This window comes from Paraburkholderia phenazinium, from assembly GCF_900141745.1.
Taxonomy (GTDB): domain Bacteria; phylum Pseudomonadota; class Gammaproteobacteria; order Burkholderiales; family Burkholderiaceae; genus Paraburkholderia; species Paraburkholderia phenazinium_B.
This window is the reverse complement of sequence record NZ_FSRM01000001.1, coordinates 260,594-278,726: the sequence shown is the minus strand read 5'-3', so window position 1 is coordinate 278,726 and position 18,133 is coordinate 260,594. Positions and strand designations below refer to the sequence as shown.

24 protein-coding genes are annotated in these 18,133 nt (G+C 63.0%); all 24 read left to right on the top strand.

Annotation, left to right across the window (positions count from 1 at the left end):
- Positions 1–67 precede the first annotated feature (67 nt).
- The 24 genes from BUS06_RS01360 (at position 68) to tatC (ending at position 18,059) form a co-directional block, all read left to right on the top strand.
- A complete protein-coding gene (locus BUS06_RS01360; protein ID WP_074262654.1) occupies positions 68–889 on the top strand; it encodes an ABC transporter ATP-binding protein in 822 nt (273 codons plus the stop codon).
- A complete protein-coding gene (gene mlaE / locus BUS06_RS01355) occupies positions 886–1,653 on the top strand; it encodes a lipid asymmetry maintenance ABC transporter permease subunit MlaE (protein WP_074262653.1) in 768 nt (255 codons plus the stop codon). The genes BUS06_RS01360 and mlaE overlap by 4 nt, the downstream gene beginning before the upstream one ends.
- Positions 1,654–1,744: 91 nt before the next feature.
- Positions 1,745–2,290, top strand: coding sequence for an outer membrane lipid asymmetry maintenance protein MlaD (gene mlaD / locus BUS06_RS01350; RefSeq protein WP_074265855.1), 546 nt, complete (start codon positions 1,745–1,747; stop codon positions 2,288–2,290).
- A gap of 11 nt (positions 2,291–2,301) precedes the next feature.
- A complete protein-coding gene (locus tag BUS06_RS01345) occupies positions 2,302–3,306 on the top strand; it encodes an MlaA family lipoprotein (protein WP_074262652.1) in 1,005 nt (334 codons plus the stop codon).
- Positions 3,307–3,423: 117 nt separating this feature from the next.
- Entirely contained in the window at positions 3,424–4,053 is a 630-nt protein-coding gene (locus tag BUS06_RS01340) for an MlaC/ttg2D family ABC transporter substrate-binding protein (RefSeq protein WP_074262651.1), read from the top strand.
- On the top strand, positions 4,050–4,355 hold the full coding sequence (locus BUS06_RS01335; RefSeq protein WP_254368715.1) for an STAS domain-containing protein: 306 nt from the start codon (positions 4,050–4,052) through the stop codon (positions 4,353–4,355). Before BUS06_RS01340 ends, BUS06_RS01335 begins: the two co-directional genes overlap by 4 nt.
- Before the next feature lie 179 nt (positions 4,356–4,534).
- Positions 4,535–5,467 (top strand): ABC transporter ATP-binding protein, encoded by a 933-nt coding sequence (locus BUS06_RS01330; protein WP_074262650.1) that lies wholly within the window; start codon positions 4,535–4,537, stop codon positions 5,465–5,467.
- Positions 5,464–6,231 (top strand): ABC transporter permease, encoded by a 768-nt coding sequence (locus BUS06_RS01325; RefSeq protein ID WP_074262649.1) that lies wholly within the window; start codon positions 5,464–5,466, stop codon positions 6,229–6,231. The genes BUS06_RS01330 and BUS06_RS01325 overlap by 4 nt, the downstream gene beginning before the upstream one ends.
- Before the next feature lie 15 nt (positions 6,232–6,246).
- Complete coding sequence (locus BUS06_RS01320) at positions 6,247–6,486, top strand: BolA family protein (protein ID WP_074262648.1); 240 nt, start codon at positions 6,247–6,249, stop codon at positions 6,484–6,486.
- 111 nt (positions 6,487–6,597) lie between these two features.
- A complete protein-coding gene (gene murA, locus BUS06_RS01315) occupies positions 6,598–7,860 on the top strand; it encodes a UDP-N-acetylglucosamine 1-carboxyvinyltransferase (protein ID WP_074262647.1) in 1,263 nt (420 codons plus the stop codon).
- Positions 7,857–8,555, top strand: coding sequence for an ATP phosphoribosyltransferase (hisG, locus tag BUS06_RS01310; protein ID WP_074262646.1), 699 nt, complete (start codon positions 7,857–7,859; stop codon positions 8,553–8,555). Before murA ends, hisG begins: the two co-directional genes overlap by 4 nt.
- Before the next feature lie 67 nt (positions 8,556–8,622).
- The gene (gene hisD, locus BUS06_RS01305) at positions 8,623–9,945 is read left to right on the top strand and encodes a histidinol dehydrogenase (protein ID WP_074265853.1); all 1,323 of its coding nucleotides are present in this window, start codon (positions 8,623–8,625) and stop codon (positions 9,943–9,945) included.
- 122 nt (positions 9,946–10,067) lie between these two features.
- Positions 10,068–11,138: a histidinol-phosphate transaminase gene (gene hisC, locus BUS06_RS01300; RefSeq protein WP_074262645.1), complete on the top strand. Its 1,071-nt coding sequence runs from the start codon at positions 10,068–10,070 to the stop codon at positions 11,136–11,138.
- Positions 11,139–11,233: 95 nt separating this feature from the next.
- On the top strand, positions 11,234–11,821 hold the full coding sequence (hisB, locus tag BUS06_RS01295) for an imidazoleglycerol-phosphate dehydratase HisB (protein ID WP_074262644.1): 588 nt from the start codon (positions 11,234–11,236) through the stop codon (positions 11,819–11,821).
- 169 nt (positions 11,822–11,990) lie between these two features.
- Positions 11,991–12,632 carry an imidazole glycerol phosphate synthase subunit HisH gene (gene hisH / locus BUS06_RS01290; protein ID WP_074262643.1) on the top strand — a complete coding sequence of 214 codons (642 nt, stop codon included), beginning with the start codon at positions 11,991–11,993 and terminating at the stop codon, positions 12,630–12,632.
- A gap of 208 nt (positions 12,633–12,840) precedes the next feature.
- Entirely contained in the window at positions 12,841–13,593 is a 753-nt protein-coding gene (gene hisA / locus BUS06_RS01285) for a 1-(5-phosphoribosyl)-5-[(5-phosphoribosylamino)methylideneamino]imidazole-4-carboxamide isomerase (protein WP_074262642.1), read from the top strand.
- Between the two features lie 120 nt (positions 13,594–13,713).
- Entirely contained in the window at positions 13,714–14,487 is a 774-nt protein-coding gene (hisF, locus tag BUS06_RS01280; RefSeq protein WP_074262641.1) for an imidazole glycerol phosphate synthase subunit HisF, read from the top strand.
- 1 nt (position 14,488) lies between these two features.
- Positions 14,489–14,899, top strand: a complete 411-nt coding sequence (gene hisI, locus BUS06_RS01275; RefSeq protein WP_171991746.1) for a phosphoribosyl-AMP cyclohydrolase — start codon at positions 14,489–14,491, stop codon at positions 14,897–14,899.
- Positions 14,896–15,270: a phosphoribosyl-ATP diphosphatase gene (locus BUS06_RS01270; protein WP_074262640.1), complete on the top strand. Its 375-nt coding sequence runs from the start codon at positions 14,896–14,898 to the stop codon at positions 15,268–15,270. Before hisI ends, BUS06_RS01270 begins: the two co-directional genes overlap by 4 nt.
- A gap of 78 nt (positions 15,271–15,348) precedes the next feature.
- Positions 15,349–15,744 carry a DUF4870 family protein gene (locus BUS06_RS01265; protein WP_074262639.1) on the top strand — a complete coding sequence of 132 codons (396 nt, stop codon included), beginning with the start codon at positions 15,349–15,351 and terminating at the stop codon, positions 15,742–15,744.
- Positions 15,745–15,787: 43 nt separating this feature from the next.
- Positions 15,788–16,153 (top strand): histidine triad nucleotide-binding protein, encoded by a 366-nt coding sequence (locus BUS06_RS01260; protein ID WP_074262638.1) that lies wholly within the window; start codon positions 15,788–15,790, stop codon positions 16,151–16,153.
- Between the two features lie 286 nt (positions 16,154–16,439).
- Entirely contained in the window at positions 16,440–16,673 is a 234-nt protein-coding gene (tatA, locus tag BUS06_RS01255) for a Sec-independent protein translocase subunit TatA (RefSeq protein ID WP_074262637.1), read from the top strand.
- A gap of 38 nt (positions 16,674–16,711) precedes the next feature.
- Positions 16,712–17,242, top strand: coding sequence for a Sec-independent protein translocase protein TatB (gene tatB / locus BUS06_RS01250; protein ID WP_074262636.1), 531 nt, complete (start codon positions 16,712–16,714; stop codon positions 17,240–17,242).
- 34 nt (positions 17,243–17,276) lie between these two features.
- Positions 17,277–18,059 carry a twin-arginine translocase subunit TatC gene (gene tatC, locus BUS06_RS01245; RefSeq protein ID WP_074262635.1) on the top strand — a complete coding sequence of 261 codons (783 nt, stop codon included), beginning with the start codon at positions 17,277–17,279 and terminating at the stop codon, positions 18,057–18,059.
- Positions 18,060–18,133 lie beyond the last annotated feature (74 nt).

The following is an 18,133-nucleotide window of genomic DNA, read 5'->3' as shown; positions in this document are numbered from 1 at the left end:
GCGTCACGGCAACTTTTGCACGATGGCCCTATAATTCGCCGTTCCGTGCAAAAGGATTGTCAGCCTCGTGCCTTCCACCTCCGAGACCCTTCTCGAGCTTCGTGACGTCGACTTCGGTTACGGCGACCGGCTCGTCCTGTCGAACCTGAACCTGCGCTTCCAGCGCGGTCAGGTCGTGGCGGTCATGGGCGGCTCGGGATGCGGCAAGACCACCGTGCTGCGGCTGATCGGCGGCCTCGTGCGTGCATTGCGCGGACAGATCCTGTTCCACGGCCAGGACGTCGGCGCGCAAACGCGCGACGGCCTGTACGCATTGCGCCGCAAGATGGGCATGCTGTTTCAGTTCGGCGCCTTGTTCACCGACATGTCCGTGTTCGAAAACGTCGCCTTCACGCTGCGTGAGCACACGGACCTGCCGGAAGAACTGATCCGCGACCTGGTGCTGATGAAGCTCAACGCCGTCGGCTTGCGCGGCGCGCGCGATCTGTCGCCGTCCGAGATCTCCGGCGGCATGGCGCGGCGCGTGGCGCTGGCCCGGGCTATCGCGCTCGACCCCGAACTGATGATGTACGACGAGCCGTTCGCCGGCCTGGACCCCATTTCGCTTGGCATCACGGCAAACCTGATTCGCACGCTGAATCAGGCGCTCGGCGCGACCTCGATTCTGGTGACGCACGATGTGCCGGAATCGTTCGCGATTGCCGACTACGTGTATTTCCTCGCCAACGGCGGCGTTCACGCCGAGGGCACGCCTGACCAGTTGCGGGCCTCGACCGATCCCACCGTGCGCCAGTTCATCGACGGCGCGCCGGACGGTCCGTTCAAATTCCACTATCCCAGCAACACGCCGCTTGCGGCAGATTTCGGCATCGGCGGGGGACAGGCATGATCAGTGCGATCGGACGTTCGGTGCTCGGCGGCCTCGAGACCGCCGGCTACGCCACGCGGCTCTTCTTCCGTCTGGTGCTCGAATTTTTCCCGTTGTTGCGCCGTCCGCGTCTTGTCACGAAGCAGATCCACTTCGTGGGCAATTATTCGCTCGTGATCATCGCGGTGTCGGGCCTGTTCGTCGGCTTCGTGCTCGGCTTGCAGGGCTATAACACGCTGAACCGCTATGGTTCCGAGCAGGCGCTCGGGCTGCTGGTCGCGCTGTCGCTCGTGCGCGAGCTGGGGCCGGTGGTCACGGCGCTGCTGTTCGCGGGGCGCGCCGGCACGTCGCTCACGGCCGAAATCGGTCTGATGAAAGCCGGCGAGCAATTGACGGCCATGGAAATGATGGCGGTCGATCCGATCAAGGTCGTGGTCGCGCCGCGCCTGTGGGCGGGCATTATCTCGATGCCGATTCTTGCGGCCATCTTCAGCGCGGTCGGGATCGGCGGCGGCTATGTGGTGGGCGTGCTGATGATCGGGGTCGATGCCGGCTCTTTCTGGTCGCAGATGCAGGGCGGCGTCGACGTGTGGGCTGACGTCGGTAACGGGGTGATCAAGAGTATTGTGTTCGGCTTTGCGGTGACGTTCATCGCGCTTTTCCAGGGTTACGAAGCCAAACCGACCCCGGAAGGCGTGTCACGTGCGACGACCAAGACGGTCGTGTACGGTTCGCTTGCTGTGCTGGGCCTCGATTTCCTGCTGACTGCATTGATGTTCAGCTAAAACCACGCGACGCGCTTTCTGCCGCGGGCATCAGCTTGCCCGCGCCGCGGGGTCGGCGTGGCCGGCGCGATGGATTCTCTTTGGGATGACGATGAAAAAGACTGCTCTCGACTTCTGGGTCGGCCTGTTTGTGGTGCTGGGTTTCGTAGCGCTGCTGTTCCTGGCGTTGAAGGCCGGCAACATGAGCTCGTTGTCGTTTCAGGCAACCTACCCGGTCAAACTCAAGTTCGACAATATCGGCGGACTGAAGGCGCGCGCGCCGGTGAAGAGTGCGGGCGTGACGGTCGGCCGCGTCGACTCGATCAACTTCGACACGAATTCGTATCAAGCTTTGGTCACAATCGATCTCGACAAGCAATACCAGTTTCCGAAGGACACCTCCGCCAAGATCCTGACTTCTGGCCTGCTCGGTGAGCAGTACATCGGTCTCGAACCGGGTGGCGATAGCGAGATGTTGAAGGCAGGCGACACGATCTCGATGACGCAGTCGGCCATCGTGCTCGAAAACCTGATTGGACAATTCCTCTATAGCAAGGCGGCAGACTCAGGCGCTGCCAAGCCGGGCGCACCCGCTGCAGCCCCCGCACCGGCGGCACCGGCGCCGGCTGTGCCCGCTTCGGGCGCGTCGGGTCAATAAGGAGAACAAGAATGCAGACCATGCGCGTCCGTATCACCACGCTGGCGTTCGGCGCGGCGCTGCTCGCCGGCTGTGCGACGGTCCAGACTCCGACCAAGGGCGATCCGCTCGAGGGCGTGAACCGTACGATCTTCAAGTTCAACGACAAGATCGACCAGTACGCGCTGAAGCCTGTTGCGAAGGGCTATGTGTACATCACACCGCAGCCGGTGCGCGACAGCGTGACGAACTTCTTCTCGAACATCGGCGACGTCTACATTGCGGCCAACAATCTGCTGCAGTTGAAGATTACCGACGGTGTCGAGGACATCATGCGGATCGTCATCAACACCACCTTCGGCGTCGGCGGCCTGTTCGACGTGGCGACGCTTGCGAAGCTGCCCAAGCACGAGAACGACTTCGGCCTCACGCTCGGTCACTATGGCGTGCCGTCGGGACCGTACCTGGTGCTGCCGCTGTTCGGGCCGAGCACGGTGCGCGATGGGTTCGGCTCAATAGCCGAATACTTTGTCAACCCGTTGACTTACATTCACCCGGACGGCCTGAGCTGGGCGCTGTACGGGATCAACATCGTCAACACGCGGGCGAACCTGCTGAACGCGAGCGATGTGCTGGAAGGCGCGGCGCTCGACAAGTATTCGTTCGTGCGTAATGCATACCTGCAGCGCCGTAATTATCTGTTGACCCAGGGTAAGGGTGGCGGCAACGCGGCGCTGCCGGATTACGGCGACAATGCACCGCTGCCGAAATACGACGACGTCGATGGCGGCGCGGCCGCCGCTGCTGGGGCCGCTTCGGCGCCGGGCGCGGCTTCCGCGACAGCGGCCACGCCTGCGCAGGCAGGTGCCGGAGCGCCGCAGGGCGCCTCGGGCGCCACCGCCGCGACTGCGACGCCGGCCTCTGACACGGCCGCGTCACCACCGATCGATATGAATGGTGGCCCGGAGAACGATCAGGTCCCTGCCGACCAGGTCGTGCCGCCGCGGCTTACCTTCCCGTCGTTCAGATTGCGTTGAGGATGCGGCAGTAACACCTGGAAACGACTCTGTCAGGTTGCGCGTGGATCGTGGATGAACTCGCGTGCTATTGTCGGCTCCAAGGTTTGCCGCACTATTCTTCTTGCTAGGCTTAATATGAAAAAATTCTTCCTCGTTCCGTTTTTTGCTGCGTTGTTTTCGTTTGGTAGCGCAGCTTATGCGCAAGCGGTCGATAGCAGCGCACCCGATGCGCTGATCAAGACCGTCACCCAGCAGGTGGTCGACGCTGTCCGCAGCGACAAGTCGATCCAGCAGGGCGACATTTCGCACATCACCCAGCTCGTCAACGAGAAGATCCTGCCGTACACGGACTTCCGCCGCACGACGCAACTGGCCATGGGTCGCAACTGGCGTACCGCCACGCCGGAGCAGCAAAACGCCGTGGTCGAGCAGTTCAAGATGCTGCTGATCCGTACGTATTCGGGCGCGCTCGCGCAGGTCAAAGACCAGCAGATCCAGTACAAGCCGTTTCGCATGAATCCGGACGACACCGATACGGTGGTGCGCTCGGTGGTGATGAACAACGGCTCGCCGGTGGAACTCGACTATCGTCTGTACAAAACGCAGGACGGCTGGCGCGTGTATGACATCAACGTGCTTGGCGCATGGCTGATCCAGGCGTATCAGCAGCAGTTCAATGAGCAGATCCAGCAACACGGCGTTGACGGGCTGATCCAGTTCCTCACGCAGCGCAACCAGCAACTCGCCGCAGGCAAGCAGTCGTGAGCACAGCGGTGAACGCCGAGGTCCGCTCAGTGGCGGGCCGTTTCGAAACCGGCACCACGTTGACCCACGCGAGCGCGAAGGCCGCGCTCGCGGCGGGGCTGCAACGTATCGCAGCGGGTGCGAACGGTGTCGATTGCGCGCCGCTTGCTCAATTCGACTCGTCGGCGCTCGCCGTGCTGATCGCTTGGCAGCGGGCCGCCCAGGCACGCGGCGCCGCGCTCGAAATCGTCAACCTGCCCGCTGGTCTCGCCAGCCTGGCCCACGTCTACGGCGTCGACACCATTATCTCGGCGCGACATTGACGCTCTACTGACGCTTCCTGCGTCACCTCCCAATTCCCCAGGCGAGGTCGGGGCTCCCGACTTTGCCCTATAATCAACCGTTTTTTGCGGCTCGGCCCTGGTTTCAAGCCGGCCCCAATTCCGGTCATTCCAGCATTTGCGCACCTTTCAGGCGCCGCCATATAAAGCGGCCCACAGTCATGCCAGCCATAGAAATTCGTAACGTCAAGAAGCGCTACAAGGATCTTCAGGCGCTCAAGGGCGTCAGCCTCACGGTGGAAGAAGGCGAGTTTTTCGGACTGCTCGGTCCGAACGGCGCGGGTAAGACGACGCTCATCAGCATCCTCGCGGGCCTCGCGCGCGCCGACGAAGGCAGCATCGCCGTGCGCGGCCACGACGTGGTCGACGAATTTCGCGAAGCTCGCCGGGCACTCGGCGTTGTGCCGCAGGAACTCGTGTTCGACCCGTTCTTCACGGTGCGCGAGACCTTGCGCATCCAGTCCGGCTACTACGGCCTGCGCAAAAACGACGCGTGGATCGACGAAGTGATGGCCAACCTCGATCTCACCGAAAAGGCCGACGCCAACATGCGCGCGCTGTCGGGGGGGATGAAGCGACGCGTGCTGGTCGCGCAGGCGCTGGTGCATCGGCCGCCGGTCATCGTGCTCGACGAGCCGACCGCGGGCGTCGACGTTGAGCTGCGTCAAACCCTGTGGAAATTCATCTCGCGACTGAATCGCGAGGGTCACACGATCGTCCTGACCACGCACTATCTGGAAGAGGCGGAGTCGCTGTGCGACCGCATCGCCATGCTGCGGCGCGGCGAAGTGGTGGCGCTCGAACGCACCAGCGCGCTGCTGCAGCGCTTTGCCGGCATGCAACTGTTCCTGCGTTTCGCCCAAGGCGTGCTGCCGGTGGAGTTGCGGCCACTCGAAGTCGACTCCGACCCGGGCAACGGCAATGGCCGCCAGCATCTGCTGCGTCTGTCGAGCTACGACGAGGTCGAGCCGATTCTCGCGCAATGCCGCAACGCGGGTTGTACATTCGAAGAAATCGAGGTCCGCAAAGCCGACCTCGAAGATGTGTTCGTTCAGGTGATGAACGGTCCGGAAGTGATCGAGGGGCTTGCATGAGCAGCTACAGCAGTGGATTCGGTACGCTGTTTTATAAGGAAATCCTGCGTTTCTGGAAGGTCGCGTTTCAGACGGTTCTCGCTCCGGTCATCACCGCGCTCCTGTATTTGACGATTTTCGGCCACGCCTTGCGCGGCCACGTGCAGGTCTATCCGGGCGTCGAGTACACCAGTTTCCTGATTCCGGGCCTCGTGATGATGAGCGTGTTGCAGAACGCGTTCGCCAACAGTTCGTCGTCGCTAATCCAGTCGAAAATCACCGGCAACCTGGTGTTCGTGCTACTGCCGCCGCTGTCCCACTATGAGATGTACTTCGCGTATGTGCTGGCTTCGGTGGTGCGCGGACTCGCGGTCGGGTTCGGGGTGTTTATCGTGACGATCTGGTTTGTGCCGGTGAGCTTTAGCGCGCCGCTCATGATCGTGGCGTTCGCCGTGCTCGGTGCGGGGATTCTCGGCACGCTGGGTCTGATTGCCGGCATCTGGGCCGAGAAGTTCGACCAGCTCGCCGCATTCCAGAATTTCCTGATCATGCCGCTCACGTTCCTGTCGGGCGTGTTCTACTCGACGCACACGTTGCCGCCAGTGTGGCGCGAGGTGTCGCGGCTTAATCCCTTTTTCTACATGATCGACGGCTTTCGCTATGGTTTCTTCGGGGTTTCGGATATCGATCCGCTCGTGAGCCTGGGCATTGTCGCCGGTTTCTTTGTGGTGCTGGCCGTGGTGGCAATGCGCATGCTCGCCTCCGGCTTCAAGCTGCGCCACTGACGAGGAGCATTCCCCATGTTGCCGACTCCCGAACAGGTCAAGCAATACATCGCGGTTGGACTCGCCTGCGAGCATCTCGAAGTGGAAGGCGACGGTCAGCATTTCTTTGCGACCATCGTATCTCCGAGCTTCGAAGGCAAGCGGCTGATCCAACGCCATCAACTCGTGTACGCGGCGCTCGGCGACCGCATGCGCGAAGAAATCCACGCGCTCAGCATGAAGACGCTGACGCCCGCCGAATGGCAAAACGCGTAATCTGGAACGTTAGTGCGAATTACACAAGACAGGCGTGAGGCCGGCAGCGGCGCCGCCGCAGCAAGCAAAGCAGCCCCGGTAGCAAGCCGGGAAGATCAGGAAACGACAGGTATGGACAAACTCGTCATTGAAGGCGGCCAGCGGCTGGCCGGTGAGATCGTCGTGTCGGGGGCGAAGAACGCCGCCTTGCCGATCCTGTGCGCCGGCCTGCTGAGCGCGGAGCCGGTTCATCTCGAGAACGTGCCTGACTTGCAGGACGTGCGCACCACGCTCAAGCTGCTCAACCAGATGGGTGTGCGTAGCGAAGCGAACGCGGGGCGCGTGTCGCTCGACGCCTCGAAGGTGGACAACCTCGTTGCGCCGTACGAGCTGGTGAAGACCATGCGCGCTTCGATCCTCGTGCTCGGACCGTTGCTTGCGCGCTTCGGCGAGGCGAAGGTGTCGCTGCCGGGCGGCTGCGCCATTGGCGCGCGGCCGGTCGATCAGCATATCAAGGGTCTGCAGGCGATGGGTGCGGAGATCACGATCGAGCATGGCTTTATCGAAGCTCGCGCGAAGCGTCTGAAGGGCACGCGTATCGTGACCGACATGATCACCGTCACCGGCACCGAGAATCTGCTGATGGCAGCGGTGCTGGCTGAAGGTGAGACCGTGATTGAGAACGCCGCGCGTGAGCCGGAAGTGGGCGACCTCGCGCACCTGCTGGTTGAGATGGGCGCGAAGATCGACGGCATCGGCACGGACCGTCTGGTGATCCAGGGCGTCAACAAGCTGCACGGCGCGAAGCACACGGTGATTCCGGACCGTATCGAAGCCGGTACGTTCCTGTGTGCGGTGGCCGCGGCCGGTGGCGACGTGATCCTGCGCCATGTGCGTCCGCTGATCCTCGAAGCCGTGACGGAAAAGCTGCGCGAAGCCGGCGTGACGATTGAAGAAGGCGACGACTGGATGCGCGTGCGCATGGACCAGCGCCCGCTCGCAGTGGGCGTGCGTACCTCCGAGTACCCGGCGTTCCCGACCGACATGCAGGCGCAGTTCATGGCGCTCAATACGGTCGCGAGCGGCACCGCTCAAGTGGTCGAAACGATCTTCGAAAACCGCTTCATGCACGTGCAGGAGTTGAACCGCCTCGGCGCTAGCATCACGATCGATGGCAACACTGCGCTCGTGAACGGCGTCGACAAACTGTCGGGCGCCAAGGTCATGGCCACAGACCTGCGCGCTTCGGCAAGCCTCGTGATCGCCGGCCTGTGCGCCGACGGTGAGACGCTGATCGACCGCATCTATCACCTCGACCGTGGCTACGACCGCATGGAGTCGAAGCTGACGGCAGTTGGCGCGAAGGTGCGCCGCATTGCAGGGAGCCAGGCATGAGTTCGGCGCCGCAGACCTCGTCGTCCCCGGCGGTGAGCGCGCCGCTGACGCTTGCGCTGTCGAAAGGGCGTATCTTCGAAGAGACGTTGCCGCTGCTGGCAGCGGCCGGCGTGCAGGTGGCCGAAGATCCGGAGACCTCGCGCAAACTGATTCTGCCGACCACGGACGCCAATCTGCGCGTGATCATTGTGCGTGCGACGGACGTCCCCACTTACGTGGAATACGGCGCGGCCGACTTCGGTGTAGCGGGCAAGGACGTGCTGCTCGAGCATGGCGGCAGTGGCCTGTATCAGCCGATCGACCTCGACATCGCGCGTTGCCGGATGTCGGTGGCCGTGGCGGCGGGCTTCGATTACGAGAACGCGGTGCGCCAGGGTGCGCGTCTGCGGGTGGCGACCAAGTATGTGGAGACCGCGCGCCAGCATTTCGCGGCGAAGGGTGTGCACGTCGACCTGATCAAGCTGTACGGCTCGATGGAACTCGCGCCGCTGGTGGGCCTCGCCGATGCGATCGTCGACCTGGTCAGCTCGGGCGGCACCCTGCGCGCAAACAATCTTGTCGAGGTGGAAGAGATCATGCAGATCTCGTCGCGCCTCGTCGTGAACCAGGCAGCGCTCAAGCTCAAGCGCGCCGCGCTGCGGCCGTTCCTCGACGCGTTCGAACGCGCGTCGCGGCGCGCCGATGCGCCGGCCTGACGACGCCTGCCGATGCCTGATGCGCCTCGAAGGGCCTAAGGCGCGCCTTACCGAAACGGATACCAGCATGTCTATCAAGATTCGCAAACTCGACTCCAGCGCTCCTGAATTCCAGAAGGCGCTGCACGCGGTGCTCGCGTTCGAGGCGAGCGAGGATGAAGCGATCGAGCAATCGGTCGTGCAGATTCTGGCCGACGTGGAGGCGCGCGGCGACGCCGCAGTGCTCGAGTACACCAACCGCTTCGACCGTCTCAAGGCGTCGAGCGTGGCGGAGTTCGAATTGCCGATGTCGGAACTCGAAGCCGCGCTGGAAGGGCTCGACCCGCGCCGCCGTGCTGCGCTCGAGGCCGCTGCCGGACGCGTACGCGGGTATCACGAGAAGCAGAAGATCGAATGCGGCAGCCATAGCTGGCAATACACGGAGTCGGACGGCACCGTGCTGGGTCAGAAGGTCACGCCGCTGGATCGCGCCGGCATCTACGTGCCGGGTGGCAAGGCGGCGTATCCGTCGTCGGTGTTGATGAACTCGATTCCGGCGCGGGTGGCCGGTGTGCGCGAAATCGTCATGGTGGTGCCGACTCCGGATGGCGTGAAGAATCCGCTGGTACTGGCAGCGGCGCTGCTGGGCGGGGTTGACCGCGTGTTCACCATCGGTGGCGCGCAGGCTGTCGGCGCGCTCGCTTATGGCACGGCCACTGTGCCCGCGGTCGACAAGATCTGCGGCCCGGGCAACGCGTATGTCGCCTCGGCCAAGCGTCGCGTGTTCGGCACGGTCGGCATCGACATGATCGCTGGCCCGTCCGAAATCCTGGTGCTTTGCGACGGCACCACCGATCCGCGCTGGGTCGCCATGGACCTGTTCTCGCAGGCCGAGCACGACGAGCTCGCGCAATCGATCCTGCTGTGCCCGGACGACGCCTTTATCGCCCGCGTGCACGACGCGATCAATGAATTGCTGCCCACCATGCCGCGCCGCGACGTGATCCAGGCTTCGCTGGAAGGACGCGGCGCGCTGATCAAGGTGCGCGACATGGCCGAAGCCTGCGCGATCGCCAACGACATCGCACCGGAACACCTCGAAATCTCCGCGCTCGACCCGCATCAATGGGGCAAGCTGATCCGCCATGCCGGCGCGATCTTCCTTGGCCGCTACACGAGCGAAAGCCTCGGCGATTACTGCGCGGGCCCGAATCACGTGCTGCCTACGTCGCGCACCGCACGGTTCTCGTCGCCGCTCGGCGTCTATGATTTCTTCAAGCGCTCTAGCGTGATCGAAGTCAGTGCGGAAGGTGCGCAGACCCTGGGTGAGATCGCGGCTGAACTGGCGTATGGTGAAGGACTGCCAGCGCATGCCCGCAGCGCCGAGTACCGGATGAAGCAGAACGGCTGAGCGCGTCGGGTATCACAGTCAGGCTTTATCCAGCCGGCTGCTTTAACAGAACATTGACCAACCGGGGCGGCGCTTGCGCCGTTCCTGTATGACCTGCCCCGAGTCGGCCGGTCCGCCCATCCATGACGACACCTCAAGACATCATTCGCCGCGACGTGCTCGCAATGACGAGCTATCCGGTTCCGGACGCCACGGGCTTCGTGAAGCTCGACGCCATGGAGAACCCGTTCTCCTTGCCGGCGCCGCTCGCGGCCCAGCTCGGCGAGCGTCTGTCCGGCGTCGCGCTGAACCGCTATCCGGCGCCGCGCCCCGAAGCGCTGCTCGCCAAGATCAAGCGGGTGATGGACGTGCCGGCAAACTGCGAAGTTCTGCTTGGCAACGGCTCGGATGAACTGATCAGCATGATCTCGATGGCCTGCGCGCAGCCGGGCGCGAAAGTGCTCGCACCGGTGCCGGGCTTCGTGATGTATCAGCTGTCGGCCAGGCTGGCGAATCTGGACTTCGTCGGTGTGCCGCTAAAGGCGGATTTCACGCTCGACACTGAAGCGATGCTTGCGGCAATCGCCGAGCATCAACCGGCCATCGTCTATCTGGCCTATCCGAACAACCCGACCGGCACGCTGTACGACGACGCGGACATGGAGCGCATCATCGCCGCCGCGGACAAGAGCCTCGTGGTGATCGACGAGGCCTATCAGCCGTTCGCGCAGCAAAGCTGGCTGCCGCGTGCCGATACGTTCGACAACGTGGTCGTGATGCGCACGGTTTCGAAGCTCGGCCTCGCCGGCATTCGCTTGGGCTATCTGGTCGGACGCGCGGCCTGGCTCACCGAGTTCGATAAAGTGCGGCCTCCTTACAACGTTAATGTGCTGACCCAGGCGACCGCCGATTTCCTGCTCGACCACCTCGACGTGCTCGATGCGCAGGCCGCGCAACTGCGCGAGGAGCGCACGAAACTGGCGCACGCCGTGGCCGAACTGCCGGGCGCGGAGGTCTTCCGGAGCGCAGGCAACTTCCTGCTGGTGAGGGTCCCTGATGCATCCGTTATGTTCGACACGCTGCTCACTGCACGGGTTTTGATCAAAAACGTGAGTAAAATGCATCCATTGCTGGCGAATTGCGTACGCCTGACGGTCGGTTCCCCTGAGGAAAATGCGCAACTGCTGGCCGCACTGAAACTCGTGCTGCATTAAACGGCGTGCTGTTACGCCGCGCACCGCATGGCGGGCGCGGCATTCGGCGTTCCCCCCAACTCCCTTTCTTTCATAGTCAGATTCGAGGAATTACCATGCGCCAGGCGGAAGTCGTTCGCGACACTAGCGAAACGCAGATCCGTATCAAGATCAATCTGGATGGCACCGGCAAGCAGAAGCTCGCCACCGGTGTGCCGTTCCTTGACCACATGCTCGACCAGATCGCGCGGCATGGATTGATCGATCTCGACATCGAGGCGCATGGCGATACGCATATCGACGACCACCATACGGTCGAAGACGTCGGCATCACGCTGGGGCAGGCAGTCGCGAAGGCGGTCGGCGACAAGAAGGGCATTCGTCGCTACGGTCATTCTTACGTGCCGCTCGACGAAGCGCTGTCGCGTGTCGTGATCGATTTTTCCGGCCGGCCGGGTCTCGAATTCCATGTGCCGTTTACGCGTGCGCGCATCGGTACGTTCGACGTCGATCTGTCCATCGAATTCTTCCGCGGCTTTGTGAACCATGCCGGCGTGACGCTCCATATCGACAACCTGCGCGGCCTGAACGCCCATCACCAGATGGAGACGGTGTTCAAGGCGTTCGGACGAGCCCTGCGCATGGCGGTGGAACTGGATGATCGCGCGGCGGGGCAGATTCCGTCGACCAAGGGCAGCCTGTAAGCATCCCAGATCTGTGGCCCCTGCGCGTGCGACTCCTTTCAGAGCGTAAAACCTGAGGCGGCCGGGCGTTTCCTGGCGCAGACTTACCGGATCGGGCTTGCGCTTTGCGACAGGTATCCTCAAGTCGTTCACCTCGTCCGTTGGGCGAGGCGTTACTGTCTAACTTGAAATGAAAACTTCGATTGCGATTGTGGATTACGGAATGGGCAACCTGCGTTCGGTCGCCCAGGCGTTGAGGAAGGCTGCGCCGGACGCGGACGTGGCGATCGTCGACCGGCCGGAAGCGATCCGCGCGGCTGACCGTGTCGTGCTTCCCGGCCAAGGCGCAATGCCGGATTGCATGCGCTGTCTCGGCGAATCGGGTCTGCAGGAAGCGGTGATTGAAGCGTCGCGCAGCAAGCCGCTGATGGGCGTGTGCGTGGGCGAGCAGATGCTGTTTGACTGGAGCGCCGAGGGCGATACCCGTGGCCTCGGCCTGCTGCCCGGCAAGGTGCTGCGCTTCGATCTGGAAGGCCAGTTGCAGGACGACGGCTCGCGCTTCAAGGTGCCGCAGATGGGCTGGAACCGGGTCAGGCAGGCCGTGCCGCATCCGCTGTGGGACGGGGTCGCGGACAACAGCTTCTTCTACTTCGTGCACAGCTACTACGTAGCGCCGGACAACGCGGCCCATACCTCAGGCGAGACCGTGTATGGCGTGCCCTTCACCTCGGCGGTGGCGCGGGACAATATCTTCGCGACGCAATTTCACCCGGAGAAGAGTGCCGAAGCGGGACTGCGTGTGTATCGAAACTTCGTGCACTGGAACCCGTGAGCGCCTACCGTCTAATAGCCGGTTCTGCCGGGTGCGGTTTGTCCCCTGCCGGCCCGGCGTTCGAAACCGCGTTCCCGAGCCCGATACACATGCGCCGGGGTACTGAAAGAGTTGTACTAAACTAGCGAAACGGTACCGGAGCGGGCTTATCCAGCCTGCCCGGCGCCGGCCGACTTTAAACCTTCTTCCCTGACAACACCCGATTGCTATGCTGCTGATTCCCGCCATCGACCTGAAAGATGGTCAGTGTGTACGCCTTAAACAGGGCGACATGGACCAGGCGACGATTTTTTCCGAGGAACCGGCGGCTATGGCCCGACATTGGGTCGACCGCGGCGCCCGGCGCCTGCATCTCGTCGACCTCAACGGAGCGTTCGCCGGTAAGCCGAAGAACGAAGACGCGATCCGCGCGATCATCGAGGAAGTCGGTGGTGAGATTCCCGTCCAGCTGGGCGGTGGGATCCGCGACCTGAACACGATCGAGCGCTATCTGGACGACGGTCTGTCTTATGTGATCATCGGCACGGCGGCGGTGAAGAATCCCGGCTTCCTGCAGGATGCCTGCACGGCGTTCGGCGGCCATATCATCGTGGGTCTCGACGCGAAAGACGGCAAGGTCGCTACCGACGGCTGGAGCAAGCTGACCGGTCACGAAGTCGCCGATCTCGCGCGCAAGTTCGAAGACTACGGCTGCGAGTCGATCATCTATACCGATATCGGCCGGGACGGCATGCTCCAGGGCATCAACATCGACGCGACGGTGCGTCTGGCGCGCGCGGTGAAGATTCCGGTGATCGCGAGCGGCGGCCTGTCGAATCTCGCCGACATCGAAGCGCTGTGCGAAGTCGAAGTCGAAGGCATCGAAGGCGTGATCTGCGGACGCGCCATCTATTCGGGCGACCTCGATTTCACGGCGGCACAGACCCTCGCCGACAAGCTGCGCGAGTCGGACGACGCCTAAGCGGCGGCCCGCGAGTCTGCTAGCGCTGGGCTAGTGGGCCCTGCGCGGCAACACGCGCCGGCATTGCGCCGCTCGCCTCGGAGCGGCCTCATTAGCGGTATTGGCAAGAATTGCACGATCATGGCTCTAGCTAAACGCATCATCCCCTGTCTCGACGTCACGGCTGGCCGCGTGGTCAAGGGCGTCAACTTCGTCGAACTGCGCGATGCGGGTGACCCGGTCGAAATTGCCCGTCGCTACGACGAGCAGGGCGCCGACGAACTCACCTTCCTCGACATCACCGCCACTTCGGACCAGCGCGACCTGATCCTGCCGATCATCGAAGCCGTCGCCTCGCAGGTGTTCATTCCGCTGACGGTCGGCGGCGGCGTGCGCGCCGTCGAAGACGTGCGGCGCCTGCTCAACGCGGGCGCGGACAAGATCAGCATGAACTCGTCGGCGGTGGCGAATCCGCAGCTGGTGCGCGATGCGACCGACAAATACGGCTCGCAATGCATCGTGGTGGCGATCGACGCCAAGCGCGTCTCCGCCGAAGGCGAAGCGCCGCGCTGGGAAGTCTTCACGCACGGTGGACGCAAGGCGACCGGGCTGGAAGCGGTTGAATGGGCGCGCAAGATGGCCGAACTTGGCGCCGGCGAAATCCTGCTCACCAGCATGGACCGTGACGGCACCAAGAGCGGCTTCGATCTGGCGCTCACGCGTGCCGTGTCGGACGCCGTGCCGATTCCGGTGATTGCCTCGGGCGGCGTCGGCTCGCTGCAGCATCTGGCCGACGGCATCAAGGACGGTCACGCGGACGCCGTGCTGGCCGCCAGCATCTTCCACTACGGCGAACACACGGTCGGCGAAGCCAAGCGCTTCATGGCCGGTCAGGGCATTTCGGTGAGGTTGTGACGTGGTGAATCCTACGGCTGTGGATTGGCTCGACAAGGTGAAGTGGGACGCGAACGGCCTCGTGCCGGTGATCGCCCAGGAAGCCTCGAGCAACGACGTGCTGATGTTTGCATGGATGAACCGCGAGGCGCTCGCCAAGACGGTCGAGACCGGTCGCGCGGTGTACTTCTCGCGCTCGCGCCAGCGCCTGTGGTTCAAGGGCGAAGAGTCCGGTCACGTGCAGCATGTGCACGAAGTGCGGCTCGATTGCGATGAAGACGTCGTGCTGCTGAAGGTCGAACAGGTGTCCGGCATTGCCTGCCACACCGGCCGCCACTCGTGCTTTTTCCAGAAATTCGAAGGGACGGTCGACGACGGCGATTGGGTCGCGGTTGAACCCGTCCTGAAAGACCCCGAACACATCTACAAATGACGCAAAACTCGCAATCGACGAACGATACACTGCTGCGCCTCGCGGCGGTCATCGACAGCCGCAAGGGCGGCGATCCGGACGTCTCGTATGTGTCGCGCCTGTTTCACAAGGGCGACGACGCGGTTTTGAAGAAGATCGGCGAAGAAGCGACCGAGGTCGTGCTTGCCGCCAAGGACGTGCGCCAGGGTGGCGCGCCCACCGCGCTGGTCGGCGAAGTGGCCGACCTGTGGTTCCATTGTCTGGTGATGCTGTCGCATTTCGATCTGAGCCCGGCCGATGTGCTCGCCGAACTCGAGCGCCGCGAAGGCATGTCGGGCATCGAAGAGAAAGCGTTGCGCAAGAGCCGCGACCGCGAGCAGAACGGCGACTGAAAGGCGCCCGAAGACTCGCTGGACGCCAACCGCACGTTAACCGAACGTCAACCCGGTAACAGGAAGGAGGACGCAAGCATGGAACAGTCGCAAGGCGGATATCCGCCGCCCACGTACCGCAATGCCCTCGAATCCGAACGCGACCGCAGCGCCCGTACGCTGACGCACGTGCTCTATGCGCTGTATGCGGTCTACTGGCTGACCGGCGGCATCTCGGTGCTGATCGCCATCATCATCAATTACGTCAAGCGGCCCGACGTGATCGGTACGCCGTACGAAGCGCACTTTCAGTGGCAAATGCGCACCTTCTGGTGGTGCATGCTCGGCTATCTGATCGGTGGCCTGCTGTTTTTCGTCGTGATCGGAATTCCTATCCTGTGGGCTGTCGGGATCTGGATGTTGTACCGTATCATCAAGGGCTGGCTGTATCTGTACGATAACAAGCCGCTAGTGAATCCGCGGGCGTGGTTCTGACCTTCGGTCTGGCCGCCCCGTCTGTTTGCGCCTCAGGACATCCATGAGCCACGATTCAAACTGCCTTTTCTGCAAGATCGCCGCGGGCGAGATTCCGTCCACCAAAGTCCACGAGGACGAAGAATTCGTCGCTTTTCGCGACATTCGCCCCGCCGCCGAGACCCACGTGCTGGTGATTCCGCGCAAGCACATCGAAACGCTCTCGAACTGCACCGAAAGCGATGCACCGCTGCTTGGTAGAATGCTTATATTGGTGGCGCGTCTGGCGCAGCAGCTCGGCGTGGCCTATACGGGCGGCGAAACCGGCTTTCGCACGGTAATCAATACCGGGCCGGGCGGCGGGCAGGAGGTGTACCACCTGCACGCGCATATCCTCGCGGGGCCGCGTCCCTGGCAACGCATGGGGTGAGGTAAGCGCCGCGGCCATTGCTCCATGAACGTGGCCGTCCGGCCGGGTTCCGCTGGCGCCCTGGCTGGTGCATCATGTCGCACGATTGGGCGAACGTTTTCTGCTGCAATGTAATGAGGGCGTCGTGATTCGCCGTAGACAATCATGCCCAGTGCCGCTGGGGGAATCTGAAGCAGCGGCGGCAACGTATAGATGAGGCGTACGCGTCTCGATTCGGGCCGTAAGGCGCACAGGGCCGCCGCGCGCAAACGCGATGCCGGCGAAGTCGGGGTTAAGGAGAGAAGTCATGGGTTCGTTTAGTATTTGGCACTGGCTGATTGTTCTGCTGATCGTTGCACTGGTGTTCGGCACGAAGAAGCTGCGCAATATCGGCACCGATCTGGGTGGCGCTGTGAAGGGCTTCAAGGAAGGCATGAAAGAAGCGGAGACACCGGGCGACCCGGCGCAGCGCGAATTGCCGCGCGAAACGGTCGACGTCGACGCAAAAGAAAAGACGCCGCGTTCGAGCGATTACCGCTAAGCCGCGGCCCAACCGCGCACTGACGGGAACCACCCTCCATGCTGGACCTCGGTCTAACCAAGATGGCGCTGATCGGCGTCGTCGCACTGGTCGTACTCGGGCCGGAGCGGCTGCCGCGCGTCGCCCGCACCGCGGGGGCGCTGTTCGGCCGCGCACAACGTTATATCAATGACGTGAAGGCCGAAGTCACGCGCGAAATCGAACTCGACGAATTACGGCGCATGAAGACCGAGTTCGAGACCGCGGCGAGCAATGTGGAAACCAAGGTTCACGACACGATGCGCAAGCACGAATCCGAACTGAACGACGCGTGGGGTTCAGGCTCATCGGTGAGCCCCAGCATTGCCGGCGGCTCGCTCGAAAGCGCGGCGGGCAATTCGACCGTCTCCACCTCCTGGCATAGCACGCCGGCCGCAGCGCCGAAGCGCAAGAACTGGCGCGTCAAGCAGACGGCAATGCCCACCTGGTACAAGCGCGCCACCACCCGCCGCACGCGCGTGCAGTCGGGCGCGGCGCGCGTGGCGCGTCATACACCGGTGAGCCTGCGCCGCCCGACGCGTTTCTTCTGATGACTCTGGCGATAATCTCCTACCGAGGGCCGGCGTGAGCGACCCCCAGCTAAATCAAACCGAAGGCACTGAAGAGACCTTCATTTCTCACCTCGTTGAACTGCGCGATCGCATCATCCGCGCCGGCATTGCCGTCATCGTGGTATTTATTGGGCTCGTCTACTGGGCGCCGGACATCTTCAGGCTGCTCGCACGGCCTTTGATGGTGAATCTGCCGAAGGACGGCAAACTGATCGTCACCGACGTCACGGGCTCCTTCTTCGTGCCGATGAAGGTGACCATGATGGTTGCACTCGTCATCGCGCTGCCGGTCGTGCTGTATCAGATCTGGGCGTTCGTGGCGCCGGGGCTCTATCAGCATGAAAAGAAACTGGTCGTGCCGCTGGTGGGCAGCAGCTACATCCTGTTTCTGTGCGGCATGGCGTTCGCGTACTTCGTGGTGTTTCCGACCATCTTCCGCGTGATGGCGCACTATAACGCGCCGCTCGGTGCGGCGATGAACACGGACATCGACAACTATCTGAGTTTCGTGTTGACCATGTTCATTGCGTTCGGGGTGACCTTCGAGGTCCCGATCGTCGTGGTGCTGCTGGTCCGAATGGGCCTTCTGACGGTCAAGAAGCTGCGTCAGATCCGTCCGTATGTGATCGTCGGGGCGTTCATCGTCTCCGCCGTCGTCACGCCGCCTGACGTGTTCTCGCAGCTTATTCTCGCGTTGCCTTTGATCATCCTGTACGAGGTGGGCATCATCGCGGCGCGGCTGATTGTCGGCAAGCAGGTCGAGGTGCCCGACGAAGAGGGGCAGGCGTCGGGCTGAACGTGTCAGAGTGAGCGTTCTGGACGGCTTCCAATGCGGCGCTAGCATGTCGCGCAGCCGCAGCCGCAGCCGCA

What these genes read in the sequence shown, in the direction of transcription:
- hisG (WP_074262646.1), top strand. Translation starts at nt 7,857, where the DNA reads ATGAGTTCGGCGCCGCAGACCTCGTCGTCCCCGGCGGTGAGCGCGCCG.
- BUS06_RS01320 (WP_074262648.1), top strand. Translation starts at nt 6,247, where the DNA reads ATGTTGCCGACTCCCGAACAGGTCAAGCAATACATCGCGGTTGGACTC.
- BUS06_RS01345 (WP_074262652.1), top strand. Translation starts at nt 2,302, where the DNA reads ATGCAGACCATGCGCGTCCGTATCACCACGCTGGCGTTCGGCGCGGCG.
- hisH (WP_074262643.1), top strand. Translation starts at nt 11,991, where the DNA reads ATGAAAACTTCGATTGCGATTGTGGATTACGGAATGGGCAACCTGCGT.
- BUS06_RS01340 (WP_074262651.1), top strand. Translation starts at nt 3,424, where the DNA reads ATGAAAAAATTCTTCCTCGTTCCGTTTTTTGCTGCGTTGTTTTCGTTT.
- BUS06_RS01260 (WP_074262638.1), top strand. Translation starts at nt 15,788, where the DNA reads ATGAGCCACGATTCAAACTGCCTTTTCTGCAAGATCGCCGCGGGCGAG.
- hisD (WP_074265853.1), top strand. Translation starts at nt 8,623, where the DNA reads ATGTCTATCAAGATTCGCAAACTCGACTCCAGCGCTCCTGAATTCCAG.
- BUS06_RS01270 (WP_074262640.1), top strand. Translation starts at nt 14,896, where the DNA reads ATGACGCAAAACTCGCAATCGACGAACGATACACTGCTGCGCCTCGCG.
- hisF (WP_074262641.1), top strand. Translation starts at nt 13,714, where the DNA reads ATGGCTCTAGCTAAACGCATCATCCCCTGTCTCGACGTCACGGCTGGC.
- BUS06_RS01325 (WP_074262649.1), top strand. Translation starts at nt 5,464, where the DNA reads ATGAGCAGCTACAGCAGTGGATTCGGTACGCTGTTTTATAAGGAAATC.
- mlaD (WP_074265855.1), top strand. Translation starts at nt 1,745, where the DNA reads ATGAAAAAGACTGCTCTCGACTTCTGGGTCGGCCTGTTTGTGGTGCTG.
- hisA (WP_074262642.1), top strand. Translation starts at nt 12,841, where the DNA reads ATGCTGCTGATTCCCGCCATCGACCTGAAAGATGGTCAGTGTGTACGC.
- hisB (WP_074262644.1), top strand. Translation starts at nt 11,234, where the DNA reads ATGCGCCAGGCGGAAGTCGTTCGCGACACTAGCGAAACGCAGATCCGT.
- hisC (WP_074262645.1), top strand. Translation starts at nt 10,068, where the DNA reads ATGACGACACCTCAAGACATCATTCGCCGCGACGTGCTCGCAATGACG.
- BUS06_RS01330 (WP_074262650.1), top strand. Translation starts at nt 4,535, where the DNA reads ATGCCAGCCATAGAAATTCGTAACGTCAAGAAGCGCTACAAGGATCTT.
- tatA (WP_074262637.1), top strand. Translation starts at nt 16,440, where the DNA reads ATGGGTTCGTTTAGTATTTGGCACTGGCTGATTGTTCTGCTGATCGTT.
- BUS06_RS01265 (WP_074262639.1), top strand. Translation starts at nt 15,349, where the DNA reads ATGGAACAGTCGCAAGGCGGATATCCGCCGCCCACGTACCGCAATGCC.
- mlaE (WP_074262653.1), top strand. Translation starts at nt 886, where the DNA reads ATGATCAGTGCGATCGGACGTTCGGTGCTCGGCGGCCTCGAGACCGCC.
- murA (WP_074262647.1), top strand. Translation starts at nt 6,598, where the DNA reads ATGGACAAACTCGTCATTGAAGGCGGCCAGCGGCTGGCCGGTGAGATC.
- tatB (WP_074262636.1), top strand. Translation starts at nt 16,712, where the DNA reads ATGCTGGACCTCGGTCTAACCAAGATGGCGCTGATCGGCGTCGTCGCA.